This window comes from Levilinea saccharolytica (genome assembly GCF_001306035.1).
Lineage (GTDB): Bacteria > Chloroflexota > Anaerolineae > Anaerolineales > Anaerolineaceae > Levilinea > Levilinea saccharolytica.
Map to the genome: position 1 here is coordinate 166,570 of NZ_LGCM01000014.1, position 24,163 is coordinate 190,732.

At 62.0% G+C, this 24,163-nt stretch carries 23 protein-coding genes; 15 read left to right on the plus strand and 8 right to left on the minus strand.

Features of this window, described 5'->3' with window-relative positions; all coding sequences use genetic code 11:
- The first annotated feature begins 4 nt into the window (after positions 1 to 4).
- From ADN01_RS03540 to ADN01_RS03575, 8 genes are all read left to right on the plus strand, one after another.
- The gene (locus ADN01_RS03540; protein ID WP_062416878.1) at positions 5 to 895 is read left to right on the plus strand and encodes a phosphate ABC transporter substrate-binding protein; all 891 of its coding nucleotides are present in this window, start codon (positions 5 to 7) and stop codon (positions 893 to 895) included.
- The gene (pstC, locus tag ADN01_RS03545; RefSeq protein ID WP_062416877.1) at positions 892 to 1,818 is read left to right on the plus strand and encodes a phosphate ABC transporter permease subunit PstC; all 927 of its coding nucleotides are present in this window, start codon (positions 892 to 894) and stop codon (positions 1,816 to 1,818) included. The genes ADN01_RS03540 and pstC overlap by 4 nt, the downstream gene beginning before the upstream one ends.
- A gap of 10 nt (positions 1,819 to 1,828) precedes the next feature.
- Positions 1,829 to 2,695 carry a phosphate ABC transporter permease PstA gene (pstA, locus tag ADN01_RS03550; RefSeq protein ID WP_236690960.1) on the plus strand — a complete coding sequence of 289 codons (867 nt, stop codon included), beginning with the start codon at positions 1,829 to 1,831 and terminating at the stop codon, positions 2,693 to 2,695.
- Between the two features lie 4 nt (positions 2,696 to 2,699).
- Positions 2,700 to 3,455: a phosphate ABC transporter ATP-binding protein gene (locus ADN01_RS03555; protein ID WP_062416876.1), complete on the plus strand. Its 756-nt coding sequence runs from the start codon at positions 2,700 to 2,702 to the stop codon at positions 3,453 to 3,455.
- A gap of 268 nt (positions 3,456 to 3,723) precedes the next feature.
- Positions 3,724 to 5,010: a Glu/Leu/Phe/Val family dehydrogenase gene (locus tag ADN01_RS03560; RefSeq protein ID WP_062416875.1), complete on the plus strand. Its 1,287-nt coding sequence runs from the start codon at positions 3,724 to 3,726 to the stop codon at positions 5,008 to 5,010.
- Positions 5,011 to 5,219: 209 nt separating this feature from the next.
- Complete coding sequence (locus tag ADN01_RS03565; RefSeq protein ID WP_062416874.1) at positions 5,220 to 5,390, plus strand: DUF362 domain-containing protein; 171 nt, start codon at positions 5,220 to 5,222, stop codon at positions 5,388 to 5,390.
- Positions 5,391 to 5,501: 111 nt separating this feature from the next.
- Positions 5,502 to 6,206 carry a DsbA family protein gene (locus ADN01_RS03570; RefSeq protein WP_075070920.1) on the plus strand — a complete coding sequence of 235 codons (705 nt, stop codon included), beginning with the start codon at positions 5,502 to 5,504 and terminating at the stop codon, positions 6,204 to 6,206.
- 21 nt (positions 6,207 to 6,227) lie between these two features.
- A complete protein-coding gene (locus ADN01_RS03575) occupies positions 6,228 to 6,890 on the plus strand; it encodes a deoxynucleoside kinase (protein ID WP_062416873.1) in 663 nt (220 codons plus the stop codon).
- Between the two features lie 58 nt (positions 6,891 to 6,948).
- On the opposite strand, the gene ADN01_RS03580 is transcribed toward ADN01_RS03575, so the two are convergent.
- Positions 6,949 to 7,209: a stage V sporulation protein S gene (locus ADN01_RS03580; RefSeq protein WP_062416872.1), complete on the minus strand. Its 261-nt coding sequence runs from the start codon at positions 7,207 to 7,209 to the stop codon at positions 6,949 to 6,951.
- A gap of 185 nt (positions 7,210 to 7,394) precedes the next feature.
- Between ADN01_RS03580 and ADN01_RS03585 the strand changes: the two genes are divergently transcribed.
- Positions 7,395 to 8,018, plus strand: a complete 624-nt coding sequence (locus tag ADN01_RS03585; protein WP_062416871.1) for a GNAT family N-acetyltransferase — start codon at positions 7,395 to 7,397, stop codon at positions 8,016 to 8,018.
- 33 nt (positions 8,019 to 8,051) lie between these two features.
- Complete coding sequence (gene amrS, locus ADN01_RS03590; RefSeq protein ID WP_082142579.1) at positions 8,052 to 9,110, plus strand: AmmeMemoRadiSam system radical SAM enzyme; 1,059 nt, start codon at positions 8,052 to 8,054, stop codon at positions 9,108 to 9,110.
- Positions 9,111 to 9,134: 24 nt separating this feature from the next.
- On the opposite strand, the gene ADN01_RS03595 is transcribed toward amrS, so the two are convergent.
- From ADN01_RS03595 to ADN01_RS03605, 3 genes are all read right to left on the minus strand, one after another.
- Positions 9,135 to 10,940, minus strand: coding sequence for a hypothetical protein (locus ADN01_RS03595; RefSeq protein WP_062416869.1), 1,806 nt, complete (start codon positions 10,938 to 10,940; stop codon positions 9,135 to 9,137).
- 150 nt (positions 10,941 to 11,090) lie between these two features.
- Positions 11,091 to 12,554: an LCP family protein gene (locus tag ADN01_RS19585; RefSeq protein WP_075070921.1), complete on the minus strand. Its 1,464-nt coding sequence runs from the start codon at positions 12,552 to 12,554 to the stop codon at positions 11,091 to 11,093.
- Positions 12,555 to 12,576: 22 nt separating this feature from the next.
- A complete protein-coding gene (locus tag ADN01_RS03605; RefSeq protein ID WP_062416867.1) occupies positions 12,577 to 15,060 on the minus strand; it encodes an ArnT family glycosyltransferase in 2,484 nt (827 codons plus the stop codon).
- Positions 15,061 to 15,180: 120 nt separating this feature from the next.
- Between ADN01_RS03605 and ADN01_RS03610 the strand changes: the two genes are divergently transcribed.
- The 4 genes from ADN01_RS03610 to ADN01_RS03625 are packed head-to-tail and all read left to right on the plus strand — an operon-like array spanning position 15,181 to position 18,308.
- A complete protein-coding gene (locus ADN01_RS03610) occupies positions 15,181 to 16,125 on the plus strand; it encodes a sortase (RefSeq protein ID WP_062416866.1) in 945 nt (314 codons plus the stop codon).
- Between the two features lie 37 nt (positions 16,126 to 16,162).
- Positions 16,163 to 16,372 (plus strand): hypothetical protein, encoded by a 210-nt coding sequence (locus ADN01_RS03615; protein WP_062416865.1) that lies wholly within the window; start codon positions 16,163 to 16,165, stop codon positions 16,370 to 16,372.
- 37 nt (positions 16,373 to 16,409) lie between these two features.
- Positions 16,410 to 17,507, plus strand: coding sequence for a pyridoxal-phosphate-dependent aminotransferase family protein (locus ADN01_RS03620; protein WP_062416864.1), 1,098 nt, complete (start codon positions 16,410 to 16,412; stop codon positions 17,505 to 17,507).
- A gap of 48 nt (positions 17,508 to 17,555) precedes the next feature.
- On the plus strand, positions 17,556 to 18,308 hold the full coding sequence (locus tag ADN01_RS03625) for a DUF4013 domain-containing protein (RefSeq protein ID WP_062416863.1): 753 nt from the start codon (positions 17,556 to 17,558) through the stop codon (positions 18,306 to 18,308).
- A 187-nt stretch (positions 18,309 to 18,495) separates the two neighbouring features.
- On the opposite strand, the gene ADN01_RS03630 is transcribed toward ADN01_RS03625, so the two are convergent.
- The 4 genes from ADN01_RS03630 to ADN01_RS03645 all read right to left on the minus strand — a co-directional run bounded on the left by ADN01_RS03630 (position 18,496) and on the right by ADN01_RS03645 (position 22,702).
- The gene (locus ADN01_RS03630) at positions 18,496 to 19,407 is read right to left on the minus strand and encodes a YitT family protein (RefSeq protein WP_062416862.1); all 912 of its coding nucleotides are present in this window, start codon (positions 19,405 to 19,407) and stop codon (positions 18,496 to 18,498) included.
- A gap of 87 nt (positions 19,408 to 19,494) precedes the next feature.
- Complete coding sequence (locus tag ADN01_RS03635) at positions 19,495 to 20,364, minus strand: carbon-nitrogen hydrolase family protein (protein WP_062416861.1); 870 nt, start codon at positions 20,362 to 20,364, stop codon at positions 19,495 to 19,497.
- A gap of 96 nt (positions 20,365 to 20,460) precedes the next feature.
- Positions 20,461 to 21,123, minus strand: coding sequence for an LON peptidase substrate-binding domain-containing protein (locus tag ADN01_RS03640; protein WP_062416860.1), 663 nt, complete (start codon positions 21,121 to 21,123; stop codon positions 20,461 to 20,463).
- 49 nt (positions 21,124 to 21,172) lie between these two features.
- Positions 21,173 to 22,702, minus strand: coding sequence for a hypothetical protein (locus tag ADN01_RS03645; protein ID WP_147238955.1), 1,530 nt, complete (start codon positions 22,700 to 22,702; stop codon positions 21,173 to 21,175).
- A 166-nt stretch (positions 22,703 to 22,868) separates the two neighbouring features.
- Between ADN01_RS03645 and ADN01_RS03650 the strand changes: the two genes are divergently transcribed.
- Complete coding sequence (locus tag ADN01_RS03650; RefSeq protein WP_075070922.1) at positions 22,869 to 24,002, plus strand: J domain-containing protein; 1,134 nt, start codon at positions 22,869 to 22,871, stop codon at positions 24,000 to 24,002.
- Positions 24,003 to 24,163: the final 161 nt, after the last annotated feature.

Below are 24,163 nucleotides of genomic sequence, written 5' to 3' on the forward strand. Positions count from 1 at the left end.
CATCATGAAACTACTGCGCATCACCTGCATGATCCTGATCATCGCCGTGCTGAGCGGGGGCTGCTCTGCCCGTTCCAGCAGCGAACCAGGACAGGCGGCGAGCGTATATTTGCAGAATAAAGGCTCCGACACGATGGTAAACCTGGCCCTGGCCTGGGCCGAGCGCTACCAAAGCGCCCATCCCGAGGTGACCATCGCCGTCACCGGCGGCGGTTCGGGCACGGGGCTGGCCTCGCTGGCCAACAACACCGTGGATCTGGCCAACGCCTCGCGCAAAATCAAAGCCGAAGAGCTGGCTCAGGCCTCCGCCGCCGGGGCCGACCCGCAGGAATTTGTGGTCGCGCGCGACGCCATCGCCGTCATCGTCCACCCCGACAACCCGGTGGAGAACCTGACCCTGGAACAAATTGCTCTGATCTACCGCGGCGAGATCAACAACTGGCTGGAGGTGGGCGGCGAAGACCGGCCCATCGTGCGCCTGTCGCGCGAGACCAATTCCGGCACGCATGTCTACTTCCTGGAAGAGGTGGTGCGCCTGGGCAATTCTGAAGATAAGAGCATCTTTTCGCCGCAGACCCTGCTGCTGCCCTCCTCCGAAGGCATCATCGCCGAAGTCAGCGACAACCCCAACGCCATCGGTTACGACGGCCTGGGGTACGTCACCGACCATGTTAAAATGGTCGCCGTGGCCCCCAGCGCCGGTGCGCCGTACGTACGCCCTTCGGTCACCACGGTCAACGACGGTTCGTACCCCATCGCCCGCGACCTGTACATGTACACCCGCAGCGCCCCGCAGGGCACGCTCAAGACCTATCTGGACTGGATCTTTTCCGCCGAGGCTCAGCAGATTGTGGGCGACCTCGGTTTTGTGCCGGTGACCCAGGAGACCCCATGACCTCCTCCAACCCCTCCCTGGAATCCACCCGCCCTCCGGCCCGCCGCACAGAATGGATCATCACCCTGCTGATCCGTGTGGCGGGCTATTTGAGTATCTTCTACGTGGCGCTCATCAGCCTGTTCCTGCTCAAGGAGGGCCTGCCTGCCTTGACGGATGTGCCGCTTTCCAGCCTGGCGGGCAAATTCTGGTACCCCATTGAAGGCTATTACAGCCTGTGGCCGCTGATTTTCGGCTCGCTCACCGTCACCCTGGGCGCGGCCCTTTTTGCCGTGCCTTTGGGGCTGGGAACCGCCATCTTCCTGTCGGAAGTGGCCCCCAAATGGGTCAAAGAGACCCTCAAGCCGCTGGTGGAGCTGCTGGCGGGCCTGCCCTCGGTGGTGCTGGGGTTTGTGGGCATTTTGGTGCTGTCTCCCTTCATCCGTAAAGCTTTTGATCTGCCCACCGGCCTGACGGCCTTCACCGGCGCTCTGCTGTTGGGCTGGGCGGCCATTCCCACCATTGTGTCCATCGCCGAAGATGCCCTGTACGGCGTGCCGCGCTCCTACCGCGAGGCGGCTTTGGCGGTGGGGGCCACCCCCTGGCAAGTCATTTGGGGCGTCACCCTTCCGGCGGCGCGTTCGGGCGTGCTCACCGCGGTCATGTTGGGCATTGGGCGCGTCATCGGCGAAACCATGGCCGTGATGATGGTGACCGGCAACGCTCCGGTGCTGCCCAGCGGGCTGGGGGCGCTGTTTGGGCCGGTGCGCACCATGACCGCCACCATCGCCTCCGAAATGGGCGAGGTGGCCACCGGCAGCCAGCATTACCAGGTGCTCTTCCTCATCGGCATCGTCTTGTTTGCCCTATCCCTGATCATCAACATCACCGCTTTCATGGTCAGCAACCGCCGTACCCAGCGCGTGGAGCGCCTGCTCTCCTGAGGAGTTGGGATTGAACCTGCCAAAACCCTTCCTGACCGCACGCCAGACCCAAAAAGTGGGCTATGCCGCTTTGGCGGGCATCGCCGTGCTGACGGTGATCCCCATCATCGCCCTGTTTATCTACATTTTGATCGCTGGCCTGCCCGCCATCAGCTGGGAATTCCTCAGCGGTTTTCCGCGCGACGGCATGCGCAGCGGGGGCATCCTTCCGGCCATTTTGGGTACGCTGTATCTGACCCTGGGCACGGCGCTCTTCTCTGTTCCGCCAGGGATCGCCGCGGCGGTGTACCTGGCCGAATACGCGCCGGATAACGGCCTGACCCGCACCATCCGCATCGCCATGATCAACCTGTCCGGCATCCCCTCGGTGGTGTACGGCCTGTTTGGGCTGGGGCTGTTTGTGCTCTTCCTGAAATTCGGCACCAGCATCCTGGCTGCCTCGCTGACCCTTTCGATCATGACCCTGCCGGTGATCATCAGCACCACCGAAGAGGCGCTGCGCTCGGTGCCCACCAGTTTTCGGGTGGTGAGCATTTCGATGGGGGCCAGCAAATGGGAGACCATCTGGCGCATTGTGCTGCCGCAGGGTCTGCCGGGGATCATCACCGGCATCATCCTGGGTCTAGAGCGGGCCGCGGGCGAAACCGCCCCCATCCTGTTCACCGGTGCGGCCTTTTTCCTGCCCAATCTGCCCAATTCGCCCCTCGACCCCACCATGGCCCTGCCCTACCATCTGTTTGTCATCTCCACCCAAATTCCGGGGATGCCCATCCAGATCCAATACGGCACGGTGCTGGTGCTGCTGACCTTCGTGCTGGGCATGAATTTGATCGCCAATTTCATCCGCTCGCGGGCGCGCGCCCGGCGGCATTGGTAAGCGCATGGACAAAATTGTCATTGAACACCTCAGCCTGAACTACTCCGACGGCACCGAAAGCCTGAAGGATGTCAGTCTGCGCATTCCGGCGAACCAGATCACCGTGCTGTTTGGCCCGGCGGGCGGGGGAAAATCTACCCTGCTGCGCTGCATCAACCGCCTGAACGATCTGGCGGATGTGACCATGCTGTCGGGGCGGGTGCTGCTGAACGGCGTAGATGTGTTGGACCCGCACACCAACGTGACCGAGCTGCGACGGCGGGTGGGCATGGTGTTCTCGCGGCCGGTGCCTCTGCCGCTGAGCATCTATCAAAACATCACCTACGGGCTAGAAATCGCCGGGGAACGGCGCAAAGCCCGCCTGGATGAGGCCGTGGAACGCGCCCTGCGCCAGGTGGTCTTGTGGGATGAGGTCAGCGACCGGCTGCAGGACCCGGCCCACGCCCTGAGCGGCGGCCAGCAGCAGCGCCTGTGCATTGCGCGCGTGCTGGCGCTGCAGCCGGAGGTGATCTTGTTGGATGAGCCCACCTCGGCCCTCGATCCCGTGTCCACCTTCAAGATCGAAACCACCCTGCGCGAGCTGCGCAGCGAGCTGACCATCGTCCTGGCCCCGCACAGCACCCAACAGGCCGCGCGCATCGCCGATACCGCCGCTTTCTTCCTGGCGGGCGAATTGGTGGAAATGCAGGAGGGCGAAAAACTGTTTGTGAACCCCAAAGATCCGCGCACTCAGGATTATATTCAAGGGCGTTTCGGCTAAAAAGGCCCCTCACAGCCATCCTTCCCCCGTGTTGAAGAAGGTCATCACGCGAACAGGCGACTTTCATCATATTGACCCGCACCCTCAAATTTGTTACCTTTAACACAGTAAACCGGCGGGCGGAGGAAAGCAGTGTACGATAGGACGAAACAACCCTGGTAGCAGGCGGGCACACTACGAACGTGTCCGCTTATTGTTTTCCAGACTCGCCCGGCGCACAGCCTCAGTCCCACAATTCATTTAGATCCTAACGATAGGAGAATTTTCTATGGCAGGAACAACCAATGCGTTTGAAATGGCACAGCGCCAGTTCGACCATGTGGCCGACCTCCTCAAGCTCGATCCGCAGGTTCGTGAAATCCTGCGGTGGCCGCTGCGCGAATTCCATTTTCGCATTCCCGTGCGCATGGATGACGGCACCATTAAGGTTTTCCAGGGCTTCCGCGTTCAGCACAACGACGCCCGCGGCCCCAACAAGGGCGGCATCCGCTTCCACCCCTCGGAAACCATTGACACCGTGCGCGCCCTGGCCACCTGGATGACCTGGAAATGCGCCGTGGTCGATATCCCGCTGGGCGGCGGCAAGGGCGGTGTGGTGGTTGATCCCGCCACCATGTCCACCGGCGAGAAGGAACGGTTGGTGCGCGGCTGGGTGCAGCAGATGTGGAAGAACATCGGCCCACGCAAAGACGTGCCCGCCCCCGACGTTGGAACCACCCCGCAGATGATGGGCTGGATGATGGATGAATTCTCCAAACTCCAGGGCGATTACACCCCCGGCGTGATCACCGGCAAGCCTGTGGGCGGCGGCGGCTCCTTGGGCCGCACCGAAGCCACCGGTTTCGGCGTGATCTACACCGTGCGCGAAGCCATGAAGCACCTGGGCATGGACTCCAGCAAATGCACCGCGGCCCTGCAGGGCTTCGGCAACGTCTCTCAGTACGCCGCCATCGGCTTTGTGGAAATGCTCAAAGGCAAAGTGGTGTGCGTTTCCTGCTGGGATCGCGAAGACAAAGTCTCCTACACCTTCACCAAGATGGACGGTGTGGATCCGCGCTTCCTGATGAGCATCACCGACCAGTACGGCACGATTGACAAAGCCAAAGCCAAAGCGGCTGGCTACGTCATTGAAGACGGCGAAGCCTGGATCAGCAAGGAAGTGGACGTGCTCATCCCCGCGGCCCTCGAAGGTCAGGTCAACGCTGACACCGTCAAGAAGATCAGCAGCAAAGTGCGCATCATCGCTGAAGGCGCCAACGGCCCCACCACCCCCGAAGCCGACGAAGTCATCAAAGAACGCGGCATCTTCATGGTGCCCGATTTCCTGTGCAACGCGGGCGGCGTGACGGTGTCTTACTTTGAAGGCGTGCAGAACGACATGAACTTCTACTGGAGCAAGGAAGAAGTGCTGAGCAAGCTCGATGAGAAGATGACCGTGGCTTTCCAGGGCGTTTTGGATATGGCCCTGAAGGAAAAGGTCTACATGCGCGATGCGGCCTATATGGTCTCGATTGCTCGCGTGGTGAAAGCCATGCAGCTGCGCGGCTGGATCTAATCCCAGGCCTGTAATGAACCCCATGCTCCCCTCCTCTGGTTTGTCCGGAGGGGGGGAGTTTTATGAGAGGCACCCGGCAGTTATGACATTTTGAAGCGAATCTGATGACAGATGACCGCTGGAGCAATGTTGACAAAAAAGCTCAGATTGTGCTATCCTTCACACAGTAAACAAAAAATTACCGACCCACACGGGAAAGGATGAATACCATGACGTATATTATTACGGATGAATGTATCGCGTGCGGCGCTTGTGAAGCGGAATGCCCCGAAGGCGCCATTTTCGAATCGGACGGCACCTACAAAATTGATGCCTCCAAGTGCCAGGACTGCGGTGCTTGCGCGGATGTTTGCCCCGTGGGCGCCCCGCAGAAGGCCTGATCCTCCTTAGTTTTTCCAACAATCGGCAAGTTCCAGCCCCTCACTTAGGAGGGGCTGGGCTTATTAAAAGCTGCTGTGCCCCGAGGGTGGGGAAGTGTTATAATCGCGCTGATGGAAGAACCCACCCCACCCACCCTGTCCGATCCGCCGCGCGAACTGAGCGTGGCTGCCCATTTGACCCCTCTGCTGCGGCGCGGCCTGCTGCTGGCGCTGGCTTTTGGCCTGGGGCTGCTGGGCGGCTATCTGCTGTGGTACCGCGGCCCGGCGGTACCCCAAAGCGCGCTGGCCGCCGCCCTCTTAGATGACGATCCCTCGCGCGGTCCGGCCGACGCTCCCATCATCCTCATCGCCTTCAGCGATTACGAATGCCCTTACTGCCGCCATTGGGAACAGAACGTTTGGCCCCAGTTGGAAGAAGCCTACCCCGGCAAAATCCGCCTGGTGTACCGCGATTTTCCACTGCTGGGCATTCACCCCAACGCCGCCCCTGCTGCCGAAGCTGCTAACTGCGCCGGTGACCAGGGCCAGTATTGGGAGTACCACGACCGTCTGTTTGCCCAGGAAAGCCTGGAGACGGCCACCTTTAACACCCTGGCCGCCGAGCTGGGCCTCGACACCGGCAAGTTTCAATCCTGCCTGGATACGCAAAAATTCCGCGCCGAAGTGGCCGCAGATTTTCGCGACGGCATCACCCTGGGCATTGAAGGCACGCCCACTTTCTTCGTTAACGGCATTCGCATTGTGGGAAACCAGCCCCTGCGCAGTTTTCAGGAGCTGATTGACCCCATGCTCATGCAGGCCGAACTGAACCCCTAAGCCCTCACCGCAGGAGGATCTATGAACAAATTCATCGCCGTCGCCGGGAACATTGGCGTGGGCAAGTCCACCCTGGTCACCCTGGTCAGCCAACGCTTGGGTTGGGAGCCGTTTTTTGAGCCCGTGACCGAAAACCCCTACCTGGCTGATTTTTATCAGGCCATGAGCACCTGGGGCTTCCATTCGCAGATCTTCTTTCTCACCCACCGCCTGCGCATTCACCAGGACCTGCTGCACCACAGCGGTTCGGTGATTCAAGACCGCAGCATTTACGAAGATGCCGAGGTGTTCGCGCGCAATCTGTTTCTGCAGGGGCACTTAAGCGAGCGCGATTACCACACCTATCACACCCTCTATCAAACCCTGGCGGGTTTCCTGCCGCCGCCCGACCTGGTCATTTACCTGCGCGCTTCGGTTCCCACCTTGCTGCAGCGCATCGCCCGCCGCGACCGCGATTATGAACGCACCATCGCCCCCGGCTATCTGGCGCAGCTCAACGACCTGTACGAAACCTGGATTTCCAATTTCGTCCTGTGCCCCGTGCTGACGGTTCCGGCCGACGACCTGGACTACGTGGCCCATCCCCGCCATTTGGATTTGGTGGTGCGCAAAGTGGAAGAAAAGCTCACCGGTAAAGAGGTGGTCATGTTTGCGCCAGATGAAGTCTCGGAGGCAAGCGATTAAACCCCGGTGGAGTTCCGGGGTTTAAGACTTCCTGCTTTTTTGAGGCCGAGGGAACGGCTTATCTCGGCTCGATGACCAGCTTCACCGCCGTGCGGACTTTCTCATCAATTTCCACATCAACAAATTCTGGGATGCAGACCACGGAGATCCCATCTTCGCTCAGGTATCCTTTGGCAAGTACCAGAGCTTTAACAGCCTGATTGACCGCGCCGGCGCCAATGGCTTGCACCTCCGCGCGGTGGTGTTCGCGGATCACTCCAGCGATTGCCCCTGCAACGGCTGCTGTGCGGGAGTTGGCCTTTACTTTGATGACGTCCATTTCGAACCTCCCATGCTGGTGAATGTCGGATGATGGTTGCGGTTAAGTTCCCGGGGGCCTTACCAATAGATTGATCGTACATTGTTCCGAATATATATGGGAATTGTACAAGATTTAACGACGAGAATCAAGCGGATGATCCGCGAAATATGCGCGCAGCCCCCCGATTTTGAGGTCAAAACCGGATGACAAACACCGAAATGCCCCTGTTAGAGACCGAACGGCTGTGGATTCGCCCGCTGCGGCGCGGTGATTTGCAGGCCGTCAGTCATATTTTGGACGAAGCCCTGGGCTTCACCGACGGCGGTTCCCAGGAACTGCGCGGCCTGCGCGAGCGGCGGCGCTGGCTGGAATGGACGGTGCGCGGCTACCGCGAGCTGGGTCAACTGTTCCAGCCGCCCTACAACGACCGCGCCGCCGTCCTCAAATCCAGCGGGGAGATCATCGGGGTGTGCGGCCTGGTGCCCAGCCTGGGGCCGTTTGGGCAAATTGGCCTGGGCGGGGCCGCGCCGGGGGCCATGACCCCCGAAGTGGGCCTGTTTTACGCCGTCCACCCCCGCTGGCAGCGGCAGGGCTACGCCCTGGAAGCCGCGCGCGCCCTGGTGCACTACGCCTTTGAGGGCATGCATCTGGCGCGGGTGGTGGCCACCACCTCAGACGATAACCTCGCCTCGCGGGCGGTGATGCGCCGCCTGGGCATGACTCTGCGGCGCAACCCGCTGTCCGAACCGGTATGGTTCCAATGGGTGGGGGTGCTGCACAACCCGCGCTATGCGCCTGCACACCCGCTGGAAACGGAGCGCGCTTGACGGCCTGGGTATAATCAGCTTAAGGAGATGCGCATGAGCGAACGGCAGGCGCTTCTGGACGAAATGACCGCCGACGGTGAGCTGGTGGAGCGGCTGGAGGACGGCCGCCTGCGCTGCACCGCCTGTGCCCACCGCTGCACCCTGGCCGAGGGACGGCGGGGGATCTGCGAGGTGCGCTTTCACCGCCAGGGGCAGCTGCGCGTGCCCTACGGCTATGTGGCGGCCCTGCATGTGGACCCCATTGAGAAAAAGCCCTTCAATCACCTGCTGCCGGGGCGTACAGCCCTGACCTTCGGCATGCTGGGCTGCGACTTCCACTGCGATTTTTGCCAAAACTGGCAGATTAGCCAGGAATACTGCGACCCGCTGAACGGGGTTTCGCCCGCGCTCCTGCAGCGCACTTCCCCCCAGGAATTGGTGCGGGCGGCTGTGCGCGCCGGGGCCGCAGCCCTGATCTCCTCGTACAACGAGCCGCTCATCACCAGTGAATGGGCCGCGGCTGTCTTCCGCGAGGCCAAAGCCGCCGGTCTGCGCACGGCTTTCGTCTCCAACGGCCACGCCACCCCCGAAGTGCTGGTCTATCTGCGCCCCCACCTGGACGCCTACAAAATTGACCTGAAGAGCATGCAGGAGCGCCGCTACCGCGAGATGGGCGGTAAACTGCAGGCGGTTTTAGACAGCATCGCCCAGGCGCATGCGATGGGCCTGTGGGTCGAGGTGGTCACCCTGGTCATTCCCGGTTTTAACGACAGCCCAGAGGAGCTGTGGGAGGCGGCCCGCACCCTGCGCGCGCTGTCGGCCGACATCCCCTGGCATGTGACCGCTTTCCATCCCGACTATCACCACACCCAGGCCGAGCCTACCCCGGCGGCCCTGCTGCAACAGGCGGCGGAAATTGGTCAGGAGGCCGGACTGCACTATGTGTACGCCGGCAACCGCCCGGGGCGGGTAGGGTCGTTGGAAAACACCTACTGCCCCCAGTGCGCTTTGCCCCTGGTGCAGCGGCGCGGCTTTTACGTGCTGGAAAATGTGCTGACCCCCCAAGGAAAATGCCCGCGCTGCGGAACTGCGATCGCGGGCATCTGGTCTTAAAGCGGCTGAAGAGTTAGGGCTGACCTACCAGTCTTCGTCTTCCCAATCCTCGTCTTCCCAATCTTCATAATCTTCATCGTCCCAGCTGTCTTCATCTTCCCAGTCCCCGTCCAGATAGGGGGTATCGGGGGTGGGGGTGATGTTGACTGCCAGCCAGGGGGTCGGCGTGGGGGCTGCCCCCGGCACCTGGACGATATCCGCCACGTATTTCACCGCGCCGCGGCAGGCGGGTTCCAGATTCCTTGAGACATAGCGCCATTCCAGCGGGTCTTCGTTGTCGTAGGTGGTCTGCACGGCCTCCGCCAGGCAGCCCGCCCCGGCGTTGTAATTCACCAGGGTGAAGCGCCACAGGTCGGTGTAGCTGGAGACCTGGCCGGGCTCGCGCTCGGTGACGTTGCGCACGATGCGCGCCACCTGCTCGCAGTTGGCCAGCAGCCCTTCGGCAAACACGCCCACGCTGAAATTGGCCTGGGTCATGTCAATCCCCTCCGGGCAGTCGGCGCAGGCCGCGTTCACCTTCTGCACCAGCGCGCCGCGCAGGATGTTCTGTTCCTGCTCGCCCAGTTTCAGGAAACCCTGCCGGCAGGCGTCGCGGCTGAGCACCAGCGGGCAGAACTGGTCAAAAAAGCTGGAATTCCACAAAAGCACCGTATCGGCCCCGTTGGAGGTCAGCTGGCCCAAACCCGCCTCGCGGAAGGTCTTGTACAGGCCCGGCCAAAGCTGGCTTTCGCGCGAGAAGATGTTTTTCACCAATTGGGCAGGGACGCCCGTATCCTGCGAAACCTGCATGATTTCGGCGTCAAAGCGGTTCTGCCACTCCAGCACCTCCGGCATGGCCACCTGTACCCCGCAGGCGTTGGCCACGCCGTCTTTCTGCAGGCCGTCGTTGGGGCACATGCCCGCGTCCACCGCGCCGTTTTGGATCAAAATACCGGCCAGGTAGTAATAGGAGATGGATGAGCGCAGCTCATCTGCACTCTGCGGGCTGGAAAGCCAGGCGGGCAGCCCGCCCACGTCGGGCAGGGCCTGCCAAATGTCGGAGCAGGAGGCAGGGCGCTGTCCGCGCCATTGGGAGGAAAGCACATCCACGTAATACAGGCGCGGGTCGCTTTTGCGGCCTTCGGGGGACATAAAATCGCCCCAGGGCAGCACCCGCACCAGGGCGGTGTAGCGCTGGCTGGAATCGCCAAAACTGGAATCGGCCCAAAACTGAACCGTCTCCCCTTTGGGACCGGTGGGGCGCATGGGCAGCACGCAGGTTTCACCCGTGCAGGAGAACGGCTCGGAGCCAAACGCACCTTGAATGCGCATGATGCTTTCGTTGGGCAGGGGTTCTTTGGCGCTGATCACCAGGCTGGGGATGGTGGAACAGCGGTTATCGGGGGGTTCGGGCTGGCAGCCCTCCAACGACACCCACACTTCGGGGGCGGGCAGCTCAATCTTGACCTCTTTTTGCACCCGTTCCTGATTCACCCGGTGCAGATACACTCCCGGGCAGGTGCTTTTATCCCCCAGCGATTGGTCGCAGGGGGCGCTTTCTTCCCAGTCTTCGTAAATATCTAACCCGCAGGCATTGAGCACTTCCACACCGGTGGGCGCATCGGGGTGTTCCACCACCACCGTGCAGGCGACGCGGTTGTTGTCCCAGCGCAGCAGCCACCAGGTGTAGCGGTCGACATCAATATGCAGGATGGTTTGACGAATGGGACGGTCGGTGGGGGTCGGGGTGGGGGTGGAACCGTCTTCGGCGCGCGCCCAGGTCATGGGAGAGGCTAAAAAGCTCCCCAACAAAAGGACACCGATAAGACCGCCCAGCAGCCAACGCCTCATGATCGTGGCAAAACTCCTCCCAACTTACAAACTGCGTTTCGCCTGCATCCCACCTCGAAAGCGGCGGTTTCTGGAAGAAACGTCGTCTCTTGCGTGTAGTGTATCATAAAACGTTTAAAAGCAGATGAAATATTGGGGATGAGTGCGGCACTAGGGCGGCGGGATGGTGAAGGTCACCGTGGGCGAAGGCGTGAGGGTGATGGTGGGAGTCAGTGTGATGGTGTGGGTCAGTGTGATGGTGGGGGTCAGCGTGATGGTAGGCGTGGCCGAGATCGTCGGCGTGGTGGAAATGGTGGGTGTGGTGGAGATGGTCGGCGTGGCCGAGATGGTGGGCGTGCGCGTGATGGTTCCGGTGCGCGTGGCCGTGCGCGTGGCGGTGATCGTGCGCGTGCGGGTGATGGTGCGCGTCAGGGTGATGGTGCGCGTGCGCGTGATGGTGCGGGTGGGGGTGATGGTGCGCGTGCGGGTGGGCGTGCGCGTGGGCGTCAGCGTGGGGGTCAGGGTGATGGTGGCGGTGGGGGAACGGGTCAGCTCATATTGCAGGGTCAGCACGCGGTCGGTGACCGGGCCTGGGTCGTTCAAGAAATCCGCGGCCTGCTGCAGCACCGGACGAATGCGTTCGCGGTTGGGCAAAAACACCATCGCCCCTCCCTGCCCCGGCAGGCTCCAGGCCGAGATGTCGGCCCGCGAAAGGGTGTACAGTCCCAAACGGCCCACATCCGCCACACGCAGCGCCAGGGGGATATTTTCCACCAGGTCGGCCGGGGTCAAATTGGTCGCCAGCACCGCTTGATAGCGCTTGCTCAGTTCATCCAGGCGGCTCAAGGCCCCACCCTGCGCCATGCGCATGAAGATCAGCTCAAACACCTGCAGTTGGCGGATATTGCGGTCAATTTCGTCATTCTCCTCACGGAAGCTGACGTAGCACAGCAGCTTTTGCCCGTCCATGCGCACCGGGCCGGCGCGGATGCCGCCGCAGGCTTCGGGGTAGTCGCGCAGCACGGTGATTTCTAAACCGCCTTCCTCATCTACGTAATCGCTGAAGAGGTCGGCGTTCACCAGGGCAAAATCATCCACCGGCAGGCCGAAGTTATAGCGCAGGGTTTGCTGAAGCAGATCCAGGCCGCCCAGCCCATAGGCGGTTTGGATGCGCTGCATGGTGTGGCCGGGCAGATAGCCCATCAGGTCCGCAGGCAGGGCCACCACGCTGGCGCGCCCAAAGCGCGGGTGGTACAGAATCAGCAGCATGGCGTCTGTGCGCCCCACAAAGGGCGCGTCTTGATCCGTGCCCATCAGCACCAGCACGCGCACCTCATCCCCCAGGTTCAGCGGGGCTTCCGGCGGCGGGATGGGCAGAACCGGCGTTTGGCGCGGGGCGGGATAATCCTGCCAGACGGGCAGGTCGGGGTTCAGACCAAAGGTGGGGGAAAGCACCGGGCTGGGCTGGGCCGTGGCCGAAGCCGTGGGTGCGGGCGGCGGGCTGGCAGAAGGGGTGGGAGTGGGCGCGGGGGCCGACAGCCAGGCGCAGCTCACCGCCAGCAGCAGCGAACCGGCCGCCAGGCAAACCGCCAGGCAGCGGCGGGTGATCACACGGGCGGACGGGGCGGCGCACATAAGGGCATTATAGCACGCGCCCTCAGGGGCGCGCCGTCCAATCCCCGTCGCGCGGGCAAAGCGCCACCCATTCGCGCGAAGTCCACAGGTCAAAGCGCGGTGGGGTCCACACAGCATCCTGCACCGGACATTCGTATTTCCCCAGGCGCACCATCTCACCTTCCAAGGCCACCACCAGATCTTCGTTCATCCACGGTTCAAAGATCACCAGCACATCCGGCTGGCGGATGCGCGCAGCCAGTTCGGGGGAGAATTTCGGCTCTGTCACCACCGCCCGATCCAACTGTTCCTGAGAAGGCGGCAGGCGGTAAATGTCGCGCAGCACGCGGATGCCGTCAATGCCCCAGTCCTCTTCGGTCAGGAACAGGTAGGTTTTGTTTGCATCAGCAAAGAGGGCGTGGTCGCGCTGCAGCAGGCGCACAAACAGCACCTCGATTTCGGGGATGCCCACCGTGCGCAGGCGCGAGAGGCCGTAGCCCTGATACAGATTGAGGGCCGCAACCCCCAACAGCACCGCCCCCAAAACCGCGCGCTGCAGCCCGGGCTTGCCCGGCCAGGCGTTGGCCCAGCGCCGCATCCACCCATCCAGCGCGCTGGCCGCCATCCAGGCCCAAAACGGCAGCAGCATGAACATGCGCGTGTTGGCGGGGAACTCGCGGTCGTGGGTGGTGCCCACCAGGATCAACAGCAGGGCAAAACAGGCCAGCCCAGCGCGGGCAAAGCGTTGGCGGCCCGCCTGGCGCAGCAGCTCAAAGAAACCCAGGGTCACCAGGATCCCGCTGAGCGGGTCCATATACGATGAAACCACGAAATGCGACTCATTGGGAATGTACAGATAACCCAGGGCCGAATAGAGCAGGTTGCTGAGGAAATGCTGCCCCAAAGAGCCGCCGTTGGTCGTCAGCTCCGGCTTGTTCAGAAAGGTGCCGGGGATTTTTTCGGCCCAATAGCCGGGCTGGAAAACCAACGGCGCCAGCAGCAGAAACAAGGGGGTGAGCATCAGCCACCAGCGCCCCCAGGCCTGCCGGTCGCGGGGAAAGTCATAGAACAGCAGAAAGACCACCGGCAGGGGCAGCACGTACAGGGCCGCCGGGTACACGTAAAAACAAAAGCCCAGGGCGGTCCCCAACAGGCTGTAGGCCATGCGGCGGCGGGTGTGGGCCGCCTCGGCGGTCAGGGCCAGCACCACCCCCATCAGAAACAGGGCCTGCAAATTGTTGTAGCCGATCTTGCTGAAGGCCATCAAATAATGAGAGCAGGCCATCCAAAAAGCCGTCAGGAAAGCCGTGCGCGGGTGGGTGAAGCGCCGGAAGAAGGCGTAAAACAGGGCAGCGGCGATGGAGATCAAAAAGATATTGCTGAAGCGCCACCCAAAGGCGTCTTTGCCCAGGATGCCCATGAAAGCGGCCTGAATGAGAGAGGAGAAATAGGGGTGGCTGCCGTACACCGCCTGACCGGAGAAGAAGCGCGACACGTGCGTGCTGAAGGTGAATTCTTCCAGCTGATCGCGGGCGTAGGTGTAAAAACTGTGCTCGTCGCCAATGGCGGCAAACTGCCAGGAGAGGATTTGCAGGGAATACAGCACCAGCGCCAGCAAGACCAGCCACGCGGCGGCGGGCACGCGGGCGCGCTGCGGCCACAAGGCCGCCAAAGCCAGGGCCAGGAAGGCCCCCAGTCCCCAGGCCGCGGCGCTCTGGCTCCAGGTGAGGGCGCGCAGGAACAGCGTCAGGGCAACGATCACCAGAGCAAACAGCCAGGGCCAGGCGGGCATTCGCCCCAGGGCGGCGCGCAGGCGCACCCAGGGGAATTCCGTCAGCAGCCGCCCCAGCAGGTACAGCAGCAACGCCAGCAGCAGCTCGGCCCCGGGGTAGGTCTGGCTCAGGGCGGCGCGCCCAAAGCTGAACATGGCCAGCAGCACCGCCGCAATTTGCAGGCCGCGGCAGATCCAGCCTTCGAGCGGCGAAAGAGTCGGCAGCGGCTCTGCAATGGGGGACGGATCCGGCAGATAACCTTCGCGGTCGCGCGGTACCCAACGCAGGAAGATAAAAAGCGCCGCCAACAGGCAGGCGAACACGATCAGGAAGTAGGAGGGCAGCGCCAGGGTTTTGAAGAAGGGAACGGCGTTCCATTCACGGTAGAGCATGTCGCGGATCTGCTCCTGCAGCCAGCGTTCGCGCAGGATGAGCCACACGGGGACAACCAGGCTGAGGATCAGTCCCAGCCCCACTGCCAGCGCGCGGGCATGGCGGCGCGCCCAGGCCGCCCAGGGCGGTGTGGGGCGCGGGCCGGGTTCATCCGGCGGGGGCTGGGGCTGCAGGGCTTGCAGTTGGGCGCGCAGGGCGTCGCGTTCGGCGCGCAGAGCCGCCACCTCGGCCCGCAGCGCGCGCACTTCCTCCGCCGTGTCCGCAGCGGGCGGCTCCGGCGGGCGAGCAGCCTCCTCCGCCAGGGGTACGGCGGGGGAACGCAGCCAGGGAAGAAGGGAAGAACGGCGTTTTGGGTTTGGCATACATCCTGCTGCCCATGCAAGGGGCTGCTTTGTATTATAGCGGTTCTCCTGGCGGAAAGCGCTAAAAATCTAGGGTATAATCTTATCGTATCGTGTGCAACCAAAAAGCGAGCGGATTCTGTGGCCCGTAAACGAACCCCTGAAGAACTGACAATCGAAGAACTGCGCCAGCTGCTGATTGAAAAGCGGCGCGCAGAACGTCAGACGCGTCTGGAACGCTACCGCGTGACCGGGCGGGTGGTGATGGTAGAGCCTCAGCCCGCGGCTGTGCCCCTGGAACGCCTGCGCAGCGGGGGAGCGGCGGCGGACGAAGAGGGGGAGGACGAATGGGAAGAACCGCGCCGGGGCCGTGCGGCCCCCACCGCACGGCGCACGCGTCAGCCCCGCAGTTGGGTGGACCGGCTGCTGCTGGGGGTGGAGGTTGCCGCGGTGCTGGGGCTGGTGTTTGTGCTGCTCAACGGCATGAACTCCCTGCGCAGTTTAAATCAGGAAGTGGCTTCGGCGCTGATCCAGCCCACCCTGACGCCCACGCCGCTGATCATGGCGGTGGTGCTGCCCTCCGGCCACACCCCGCCCAACGCGCCGGGGGGCGTGCAGCCCAACGATGCAGAAATTCCCGAACACCTGCGGCCGCTGGTGCAGTCCCTGGCCAATTTGCCCGCCCCCACGGCCGGCCCTCAGCAAGCCGTACGCATCCAGATCCCCGCCATTGGGGTGGATCACCCGGTGGTGCAGGGGGACGGCTTTGAGCAATTAAAGAAAGGCGTGGGTCAAAGCGCCGGAACCCCCAACCCCGGACAGGATGGGAATATTGTGCTCTCGGCGCATAATGACGTGTTCGGCGAAATTTTCCGCCATCTGGATCGTTTGAACCCGGGCGATGAGGTGATTTTGTTCACCAGCCAACGCACCTACACCTACATCGTGCAGCAAACCCAGGTTGTGGAGCCGACTCGAGTGGAAGTTATGGCCCAGACTCGCGAACCTGTGGTAACATTGATATCCTGCTACCCTTATATGGTGGACGACCAGCGCATTGTGGTCAGCGCGGCGCTGCAAGAATAAGGGCCGCAGCGCGAAAATCATTGTAAGGAGAGTTTGCATGTCCAAGAAGAACAAACGCCAGGTTTCTCGCAGTGAAGTTGCCGCTCCGGTTGCGGCGGCCCCCAGCGCCCCCGTTGCTCCGCGCTCGTCCCTGACGACGGAATTCAACCCGGATTATGGGTATGTGATCAGCGACCTCAAGCGCATCGGCATCCTGGCCGGCTCGTTCATCGCCGTGCTGGTGATTCTGTCTTTCATCATTCGCTAATTCAACCTTCCCTGCGGGCCATGTCTTCACCCTGGACATGGCCCGTTTTGTGTTCCCCACCCCTCTGATGAGCCCCAGTTTTTCCCCCGGATCGGGCGATATTGCCCCCGAAGTGTTGGCCGCCCAGGCGCGCCCGGCCTTGCCGTGCCCCGGCGGTGAATTGGACGCGCTGCTGCAAAGCCTGGCCGAACGCATGCAGCCGCTGCTGGGCACCGCGCGTCCGGTGTATTTTTTGGGCAGCAGCGCCAGCGGGCTGATGGAAGCCGCCGTGCGCAACCTGGTGGAGGGCACGCTCTTGGTCAGTGTGGGCGGCCCCGCGGGTGAACGCTGGGCGCGCGTGGCGGCGGGCTGCGGCAGGACGGTGGAACGTCTGGAGGTGGATTGGGGTGAGACCCTTTCCGCAGAGAAGCTGGCGGCGGCCCTGCAGGCCCAACCCTATCCGGCGGTGGCCCTGACCCACCACGAAACCGCCACCGGCACGCTCAACCCGGTTGCCGAATGGGCCGAGGCGGTGCGCCAGGCCAGCCCCGATACCCTCATCCTGGTGGACGCCGCCTCTTCGCTGGGCGGGCTGCCGGTAGAGATGGACGCCTGGGGGGCCGATTTTGTGCTGGGGGTCTCACAGCACGCCTTAAATGTGCCGCCGGGATTGGGCATCTTCAGCGTTTCGGCGCGGGCCTTGGAGCGGGCGGCGCAGGTGGCCGGGCGGGGCTGGTATTTTGACCTGCTCACCCTGGAACGTCAGCGCCTGCGCGACCAAACCCAGGACTGTCCGCCGCTGGGCCTGCTCTACGCCCTGGATGTGCAGTTAGACCGCATGCAGGCCGAGGGGCTGACCCTGCGCTGGGCGCGGCACGCCGCCCTGGGGCAGAGACTGCGCGAGTGGGCCGAAAGCCGCGGGATGCCCCTGCTGGCCCCCGCCGCGGCCCAGTCCCCGTTGGTGAGCTGCCTGCAGAACCGCCTGGGGCTGGATGTGGCCGCCCTCAACCGCTATTTGCAGCCGCGCGGACTGCGCGTGGGGCAGGGCGTGGGCATGCTGCGCGACCGCACCATCCGCGTGGCCCACGGGGGTGAACTGCAGCTGCACGATCTTGAGGCTTTGTTGAACGCTTTCGATTCGTTCCTGACGCAGTAACAGCGCTTTTTCCAACCATTCATGTAGACGAAAAGACAGGAGGGTGACATGCAGCCGTTCTCAACCCGTGGGTTAAGCCAGGCGCTGACGTTTCCATTTCGCGGCAGCAAGTTTCTGATCGCCTGCCTGGTCACGTTCAGCGCGTTTTTCATCCCCTTTGTGCCCTATCTGGCCTTGCGCGGTTATTCCTTCCGCATCATGAAGCGCGTCCTCCAGGAGGACGGGCAGCTGGATATGCCGGAATGGGATGACTGGGGCCAGTTCCTGAAAGACGGGCTGCGCCTGTGGGGCGCGAACCTGGTGTACAGCCTGCCCCTGCTGGTGCTGTGGGCGGGGGTGTTCACCCTGTACGCGCTGTTCATGGTCACCCTCATCGCCGCTTCAGCGGGCCGCGAAAGCGATATTCTGGCTGCGTTTTCGGTGTTGGGCACCTTTTTCCCGATTCTGATGGGCGTGGTGCTGCTGGGGATGATGATCTTTCAGGCCGTGCTGTACTTCTTCCTGCCGGTGATCAACGCCCACCTGGTGGCCAAAGACCGCTTCGGCGCGGCCTTTGCCGTGGGCGAATGGGGGCGCGTGCTCAAGGCCAATTTTGGCGGGTTCGCCATTTTGTTTTTGCTGTCGATCGGCGGCTTTTTCGTTTTTATGTACGTTTTTCAGTTTCTGTACATGACCCTGGTGCTGTGCGCGCTGCTGCCCTTTGTGTCGGCGGCCTTTATCGCTTACACCACGCTGGTGGTGGACGGCCTTTCGGCGCTGCTGTACCGCGAGGGGCTGGAGCAGCAGGACGAAGCAAAATGACATCATTTGAACATGTCACTGCGAGGCCCCGCCTTTTGGGGCCGCGGCAGTCTCTACGCTGAGGGAAGAGATCGCCACAGCCCCCAAAGAACGGGGGCTTCGCGATGACATGCAAAGGACCCTCGGCAGTCTCTACCCTGAGATCGCTTCACTTCGTTCGCGATGACATGCAAAGATGGTCGCGCCCCTACACCTTTTCCAGCGGACGGAAACCCTCTCCCAGGGCCTCATTGGCCTGCCCAATCACCATAAACGCGTTGGGGTCAGCCTCGCGCACCAACTCCTTCAACTGATTGACCTCCGAACGCGTCACCACGCAGTACAGCACCGGCCGCTGTTCCCCGGTGTACCCACCGGTGGCCTCCAACAACGTCACCCCGCGCTCCAACACCGTCAGCACCCGCTGGGTCACCTCCTGCGGTAGGGCGGTGATGATCATGGCGGTGCGGTAAATATTACCGCCTTCCGAGGCCATCTCGGCTGCCAGCCCGCTGACGTAAATCACCACCACGCCGTACAGGGCGTGTTCCCAGTCAAAGGCGATACCGCCCAGCAGCACCACCAGGGTGTCGGTGATCATGTAAGACTGCGAGATGGAAATGCCCAGACGGTGATTGAGGATGCGACCCAAAATGTCGGAGCCGCCGCTGGTGCCCTTGCCGCGGTACACAATCCCCAGGCCAATGCCCAACACCACGCCGCCGTAGATGCTGTTCAAGAACAGGTCATCCGTGACCCCGCCCGCGGGGAGAAAGACCACCAGCAGATCGGTGAGAAACGAGAATGAGGCGATGGCCGCCGCCGTGCGCAGGGCGAAGCGCACCCCGCCCAAATAGCGCCAGCCGAGCACGAACAGGGGCACATTCCCCACAAAGACCATCAAACCGATGGGCCAGCCAGTGAAGAAATTGATAATTTGGGCCGCGCCGCTGACCCCACCGCTGACCAGCGTGGCGGGGATGAGGAACAGACGCAGCGCCAGCGCCTGAATCAGCGTCCCCAAAAGCACCAGGGCATAATCCTGCACAGATTTTCGTGAAAAACGCACCGACCGCGCCAGGTCGCGCAGCGTCTCGTGAGCTGCCGGTTGAACTTTCATAGCCTACCCTCCATAGAATGCGGAGATGGATTATAAACGGCAGTGGTCGTTTGCGAAAGTGGCAAAATTCCCCGCGGCGGCGAGGGATCAGGGCTGGGGCGGGCGGCTGAGGGGGGTGTAGAGGTGCGGGCGGCGGTAGGCCAGCCAGACTTCATGTTCACGGTAGCCGCGCAAAGATTCCAGATCGAGGGAAGCCAGAAAGATGCCCTCCTCGGCGCCCGCCTGCACCACGACCATATCGCGCGAGGTGCCGTCCGGGGCGAAGGCGCGCCCGTCCAAAACCAGCGAAGCGCCGTTTTCCTGCGGCGCGGGGTAATTGGTCATGGCCAGGGCGGTCATGTTCTCAAAGGCCCGCGCGCGGAACTGGGCCAGACGGTTACCTTCCAGCTGGCAGGCGTTGGGAACCAGGATCAGCTCAGCGCCGCCCAGGGCCAGCAGGCGGGCGCTTTCGGGGAATTCGCGGTCAAAGCAGATCATGGCCCCCACGCGCACCTGCCCCTGAGCGGTATCCAGGGTGCAAACGGGGAAATCCTCGCCGGGGGTCAGGGCGGCTTCCCAATCAAAGGCGCAGGGGTGGGCTTTGGCGTAGGTCAGGGCCGGCTGCCCCCAGCGGTCAAACAGCACCAGGGTGTTGCGCGGCCCGCCGGGCCAGCGTTCCAGCAAGGTCAGGGCAATTGCCATGCCCAACCGCCGCGCCTCTTCCTGAAAGGCGCGCACAAAGGGGCTGTCCAGGCTCAGCGCCTGCGCTTCCCAGGCGCGGCGCTGGCGCTCGTCCCGCGGGTCGAAGCCAGCGTAGCCCGTGCTCCACATTTCGGGGAAGAGGGCCACATCCGCGCCCTGGGCCTGGGCGGCCCGGCAGGCGGCCAGCCCTTTTTCCAGATTGGCGGATGGATCCGGGCCGCAGGGGGCCAATTGCAGCAGGGCGAGAGTGAGATTGGGGGCCAATCGGGGGGTCATGCGCGCCTCCGGGAAAAGAAAGAAGAATCGAGACGGCATAAGCGTATCAAATTATTTGGCGGGCCGCAACCCGCCATTGAGGGTATTTCGCGGGCGTCAATTGAGCCAGGCGGCCCGTTCAGCACGGCGCTCTTCAATCCCCAGCAGGCGCGCCAGCAGGGGGATTTCGCGGCTGTACAGGCGCAGCACATGGGCCTGCAAATCCTGCCCGCACACATCTTCCAGCAAGGCCTGCTTTTCCACCGCGGGGAGCTGGAGCAAGGCCGCGGCCAGATAGGTGAGGAACATGGGGTCGTCCGGCATCTCCAGCTGGTTTAACTCCATCAGGTCGCGCAGACCGGTGCGCGCCAGCAGGCGGATGTAGCGCGCCAAGTATTTGCGCAAAAGATGCCCGCCGCGGGCCACCTGCAGGGTGTGGGCGGTGTTCAGCGGCAAAGATTCCACCTGCGCGGTCAAATAGGCGTGGGAACGGTCGATCGACAGAATGCGAAAGCGTTCATCCCCCAACGCCACCAGGTTCATGCGCCCGTCGGGCAGGGTGGCCACCTCGGTGATGTGGGCGGTGGTTCCCACCGGAAAAGGATCGGCCAGCGGTCCCAGCGCCTCCATGCCCTGACGGATGAGCACCACCCCAAAGGGGCGCTGATCGTCCAGGCACAGGCGCATCATTTCGCGGTAGCGCGGCTCGAAAATATGCAGGTGAATGGGCATCCCGGGGAAGAGCACGGTATGCAGCGGGAAGAGCGGCAGATCATACATAGGGCCATTCTACCCAATTGAGGGGGATAAATCACGGGATTGTACAGGCTTAGGGGGCCGCGCGCTGGAAAATGAGCATGCCCTGGCTGCCGTACATATCGGTGGGCAGGGTTTTCCACAGGCGGTATTGATTCAGAAAACGCGCGTCCTGCAAAAAGGTGCGGCGGCCGTACACCTCCAGCACCACCACCCAATCGGGCTGCTGCTCCACCAGCAAATCGGCGGGGACGGCGTAGTTGATCACATAGGCGGCCGGGTCCAGGGGGTAATAGCCCAGGGAGACGGGCGAGTTCAGGCCGACCGTGTCCAGAATCTGCGCGGGGGTAAAAAAGCCCAGCACGCCCACATCCCCCGCCGCCAGACGTGTCTGCGGGGTCAGTTGGGGGGCCAGTTCATCCGCCGCCCGCCGGTACAGGCGCTCCAGCTCGATATAGGCCATGTGCGGGGCAGGGCGCAGCGCACCGCCGTCGGGCCGCAGCCGCCATTCGCCCAGGGTGGAAACCAGCGGCAGCAGGCACACACAGGCCGCCGCCAGGGCCGCGCGCCGGGCGTGGGCCGCATCCACGCGCAGCAGGCGGCTGAGCAGTTCCTCGGCCCCCAGCAGCAGAAAGAGGAAATAAGCGGGCAAGGGCGGGGTCAGATACCAGCGGAAGATGAGCGGGTTGGAGACGGCGAACACCAGCAGGTACAGCCAGGGGTACACCAGCCAGCCCAGCAGCCGCGGCTGAACGCGGGCCGCGCGGCGGGCGCCCACCAGATAGAGAAAGGGGTACAGCAGCAGCCCGGCGCCGATGGCCCAGGCCCCGCCCCACAGGTTTTCAAAAAACGGCGTGGCGTAATGCTGCAATAAGCGGATCAGGCCCTCGTTGGCCCCCAGGCGGTAGACCTCCAGCTTGGCCTGCACCGAATGGGGAATGGGGCTGCCGAAATAGAGGGTGGCAAACAGCCCCCAGGCCAGCCCCGGCAGGGCCAGCGCCAGCACCTCGCCCCACCCCAGGCGCTCGCCCTTGCGCAGCGCGCGCCACAGGCGGTCTAGTCCCAGGGGTAGGGCCAAAATCAGCGCATCCGGGCGGGTGAGGATGGCCAGCGCGCCCAGCAGCGCCGTCCACACGCGGCGCTGTTCCACATAGGCGCATACCGCCCCGGTGAGCAGCAGCACGTACAGGCTGGTCTCCAGCCCGCCGACGGCAAAGGTGACGGAATAGGGGGCCGCAGCCCACACCAGCCCCGCCGCCCAGCCCGCCCAGCGCGCCCCGGCGTGCCGGCCCAACCGCACCAAGAGCAAAGCGGTGGCCGCATCGGCCAGGGCGTTGACCCCCAGGGCCAGCCAGGGGAAAGGCGCCTGCGTGCCGCCGGTCAGCGCGCCCAGCCCAGCCATCAGCAGGGTGTACACCGGCGTGGTGGTGCCCTGCACGCGCTCGCCGGGGTTGTAGACAAAGCCCTCCCCCGCCAGCAGGTTGCGCGCGTAGCGGTAGGTGATGAAGGAATCGTCAATGGTGCGCGGCCCCGGAATCAGCCGCGCCGCCAGGACCAAAATCACCAGCCCCACCCCCAACCAAAGACGTCCGTGCGGTTTCATTGCAGCCATTATACAGCAGTCCGCGGGAGGGGCTAGAAAATGAGTTGCGGGATGTACGGTTCTCAGTATAATTTTATTATCGGATGGTTGCATCCGGCGCGGGGGTCAGGGAATCCACTCCGTTATAGAGGCACATTGCGAATAACACTTTGATTTGTGGGGAAGAATGAAGAACTATTACACCATATTTGAAATTGATCCGACGGCAACAAATGAACAAATAAGATCTCAATACCGGTTCTTATTGCATGCTTGGCATCCAGATAAATTTCCTGAGGGGGAATTAAGGACTAAGGCAGAAGAAAAAACAAAGGAAGTCATTGAAGCGTACAGCGTTCTTGCTAACCCTGATAAGCGACAAGAATACGATGAATATCTGCGTTTATATTCCAACCTTCGGAATGGCGCAACCACTTCCCGCTCTTCTTCTTCACAATCAACGTCTACGCAATCGACGACTTCGCAATCCCCATCTTCACAGCCATCAAAGTCACAATCAGAGCCTAAACAATCAGCTTCTTCACCACCAGAGCAAAATCAAGCTAAAGCAGGCAAAAAATATTGCGAATGTTGTAAAATGCCCGCCGAAACACAACATATCAATTTCCATGAAAATATTGGTATGGTCATCTTTCGTCGCTACCGCTCAATTGAAGGGAACTTTTGTAAACCCTGCATCGATTATTACTTTTGGAGCTCAACGGGAAGAACTATGCTGCTAGGTTGGTGGGGACTGATTTCATTCATTGTTACTCCCTTTATTTTGCTAAATAATATGATCCGTTTTCTGTTCACATTAGGGATGAAAAGACCAGCAGTATCAATTACCCCGAGCCCACCCCCATTTTGGATTTTTTCAACAATCAGCGGTTCGCTGCTAATTGGGTGCTTGTTGTACTCTTTTTTCTCACCAGCTGCAATTAATACACCCGCGACAGACAATCATGCGTTGGGAGGGGTGGTGTATCAAATTGCTACTCCCACCAAAACTTCAACCCAAGTAAGAACCCCCACACCAGCCCCAACCTGCCTGAAGTGGTCGAAAATTTCCCCTTCGATGATTGGCTCATATTCTTGTGTATACGGGATCATTTATGAGACGCGATCTGACAGCAATTCTTTCTGGATTTTATTTTCCCCCATGCCCTCAGAAGTCTTTTTGGTGTCTGACAAGTTTACTTATGAAGTTGCCTCAGGGGATTGTGTAGCTGCAGAAGGTCGAATCATGGAAGCGAGCAATGGGGCACCATACATCAATATCAACGAAGCATTGTACAACTGTGAACCTTGGATGAAGTAGGCCTTTCAAAATGGTCGTACGTTTAACAACCAGTGTTGGTGTAACATATTTTCTGTAAAATGCTGAACCTTAACAAAAGCGGTGAGTCAGAAGTATCCTTAAGGTCACCACAACCGAAGAAGGAGACTAAAAATGACTCACCAAAATGATTATACCTTGGC

What these genes read in the sequence shown, in the direction of transcription:
- ADN01_RS03540 (WP_062416878.1), top strand. Translation starts at nt 5, where the DNA reads ATGAAACTACTGCGCATCACCTGCATGATCCTGATCATCGCCGTGCTG.
- pstC (WP_062416877.1), top strand. Translation starts at nt 892, where the DNA reads ATGACCTCCTCCAACCCCTCCCTGGAATCCACCCGCCCTCCGGCCCGC.
- ADN01_RS03555 (WP_062416876.1), top strand. Translation starts at nt 2,700, where the DNA reads ATGGACAAAATTGTCATTGAACACCTCAGCCTGAACTACTCCGACGGC.
- ADN01_RS03560 (WP_062416875.1), top strand. Translation starts at nt 3,724, where the DNA reads ATGGCAGGAACAACCAATGCGTTTGAAATGGCACAGCGCCAGTTCGAC.
- ADN01_RS03565 (WP_062416874.1), top strand. Translation starts at nt 5,220, where the DNA reads ATGACGTATATTATTACGGATGAATGTATCGCGTGCGGCGCTTGTGAA.
- ADN01_RS03570 (WP_075070920.1), top strand. Translation starts at nt 5,502, where the DNA reads ATGGAAGAACCCACCCCACCCACCCTGTCCGATCCGCCGCGCGAACTG.
- ADN01_RS03575 (WP_062416873.1), top strand. Translation starts at nt 6,228, where the DNA reads ATGAACAAATTCATCGCCGTCGCCGGGAACATTGGCGTGGGCAAGTCC.
- ADN01_RS03580 (WP_062416872.1), bottom strand. Translation starts at nt 7,209, where the DNA reads ATGGACGTCATCAAAGTAAAGGCCAACTCCCGCACAGCAGCCGTTGCA.
- ADN01_RS03585 (WP_062416871.1), top strand. Translation starts at nt 7,395, where the DNA reads ATGACAAACACCGAAATGCCCCTGTTAGAGACCGAACGGCTGTGGATT.
- amrS (WP_082142579.1), top strand. Translation starts at nt 8,052, where the DNA reads ATGAGCGAACGGCAGGCGCTTCTGGACGAAATGACCGCCGACGGTGAG.
- ADN01_RS03595 (WP_062416869.1), bottom strand. Translation starts at nt 10,940, where the DNA reads ATGAGGCGTTGGCTGCTGGGCGGTCTTATCGGTGTCCTTTTGTTGGGG.
- ADN01_RS19585 (WP_075070921.1), bottom strand. Translation starts at nt 12,554, where the DNA reads ATGTGCGCCGCCCCGTCCGCCCGTGTGATCACCCGCCGCTGCCTGGCG.
- ADN01_RS03605 (WP_062416867.1), bottom strand. Translation starts at nt 15,060, where the DNA reads ATGCCAAACCCAAAACGCCGTTCTTCCCTTCTTCCCTGGCTGCGTTCC.
- ADN01_RS03615 (WP_062416865.1), top strand. Translation starts at nt 16,163, where the DNA reads ATGTCCAAGAAGAACAAACGCCAGGTTTCTCGCAGTGAAGTTGCCGCT.
- ADN01_RS03620 (WP_062416864.1), top strand. Translation starts at nt 16,410, where the DNA reads ATGGCCCGTTTTGTGTTCCCCACCCCTCTGATGAGCCCCAGTTTTTCC.
- ADN01_RS03625 (WP_062416863.1), top strand. Translation starts at nt 17,556, where the DNA reads ATGCAGCCGTTCTCAACCCGTGGGTTAAGCCAGGCGCTGACGTTTCCA.
- ADN01_RS03630 (WP_062416862.1), bottom strand. Translation starts at nt 19,407, where the DNA reads ATGAAAGTTCAACCGGCAGCTCACGAGACGCTGCGCGACCTGGCGCGG.
- ADN01_RS03635 (WP_062416861.1), bottom strand. Translation starts at nt 20,364, where the DNA reads ATGACCCCCCGATTGGCCCCCAATCTCACTCTCGCCCTGCTGCAATTG.
- ADN01_RS03640 (WP_062416860.1), bottom strand. Translation starts at nt 21,123, where the DNA reads ATGTATGATCTGCCGCTCTTCCCGCTGCATACCGTGCTCTTCCCCGGG.
- ADN01_RS03645 (WP_147238955.1), bottom strand. Translation starts at nt 22,702, where the DNA reads ATGAAACCGCACGGACGTCTTTGGTTGGGGGTGGGGCTGGTGATTTTG.
- ADN01_RS03650 (WP_075070922.1), top strand. Translation starts at nt 22,869, where the DNA reads ATGAAGAACTATTACACCATATTTGAAATTGATCCGACGGCAACAAAT.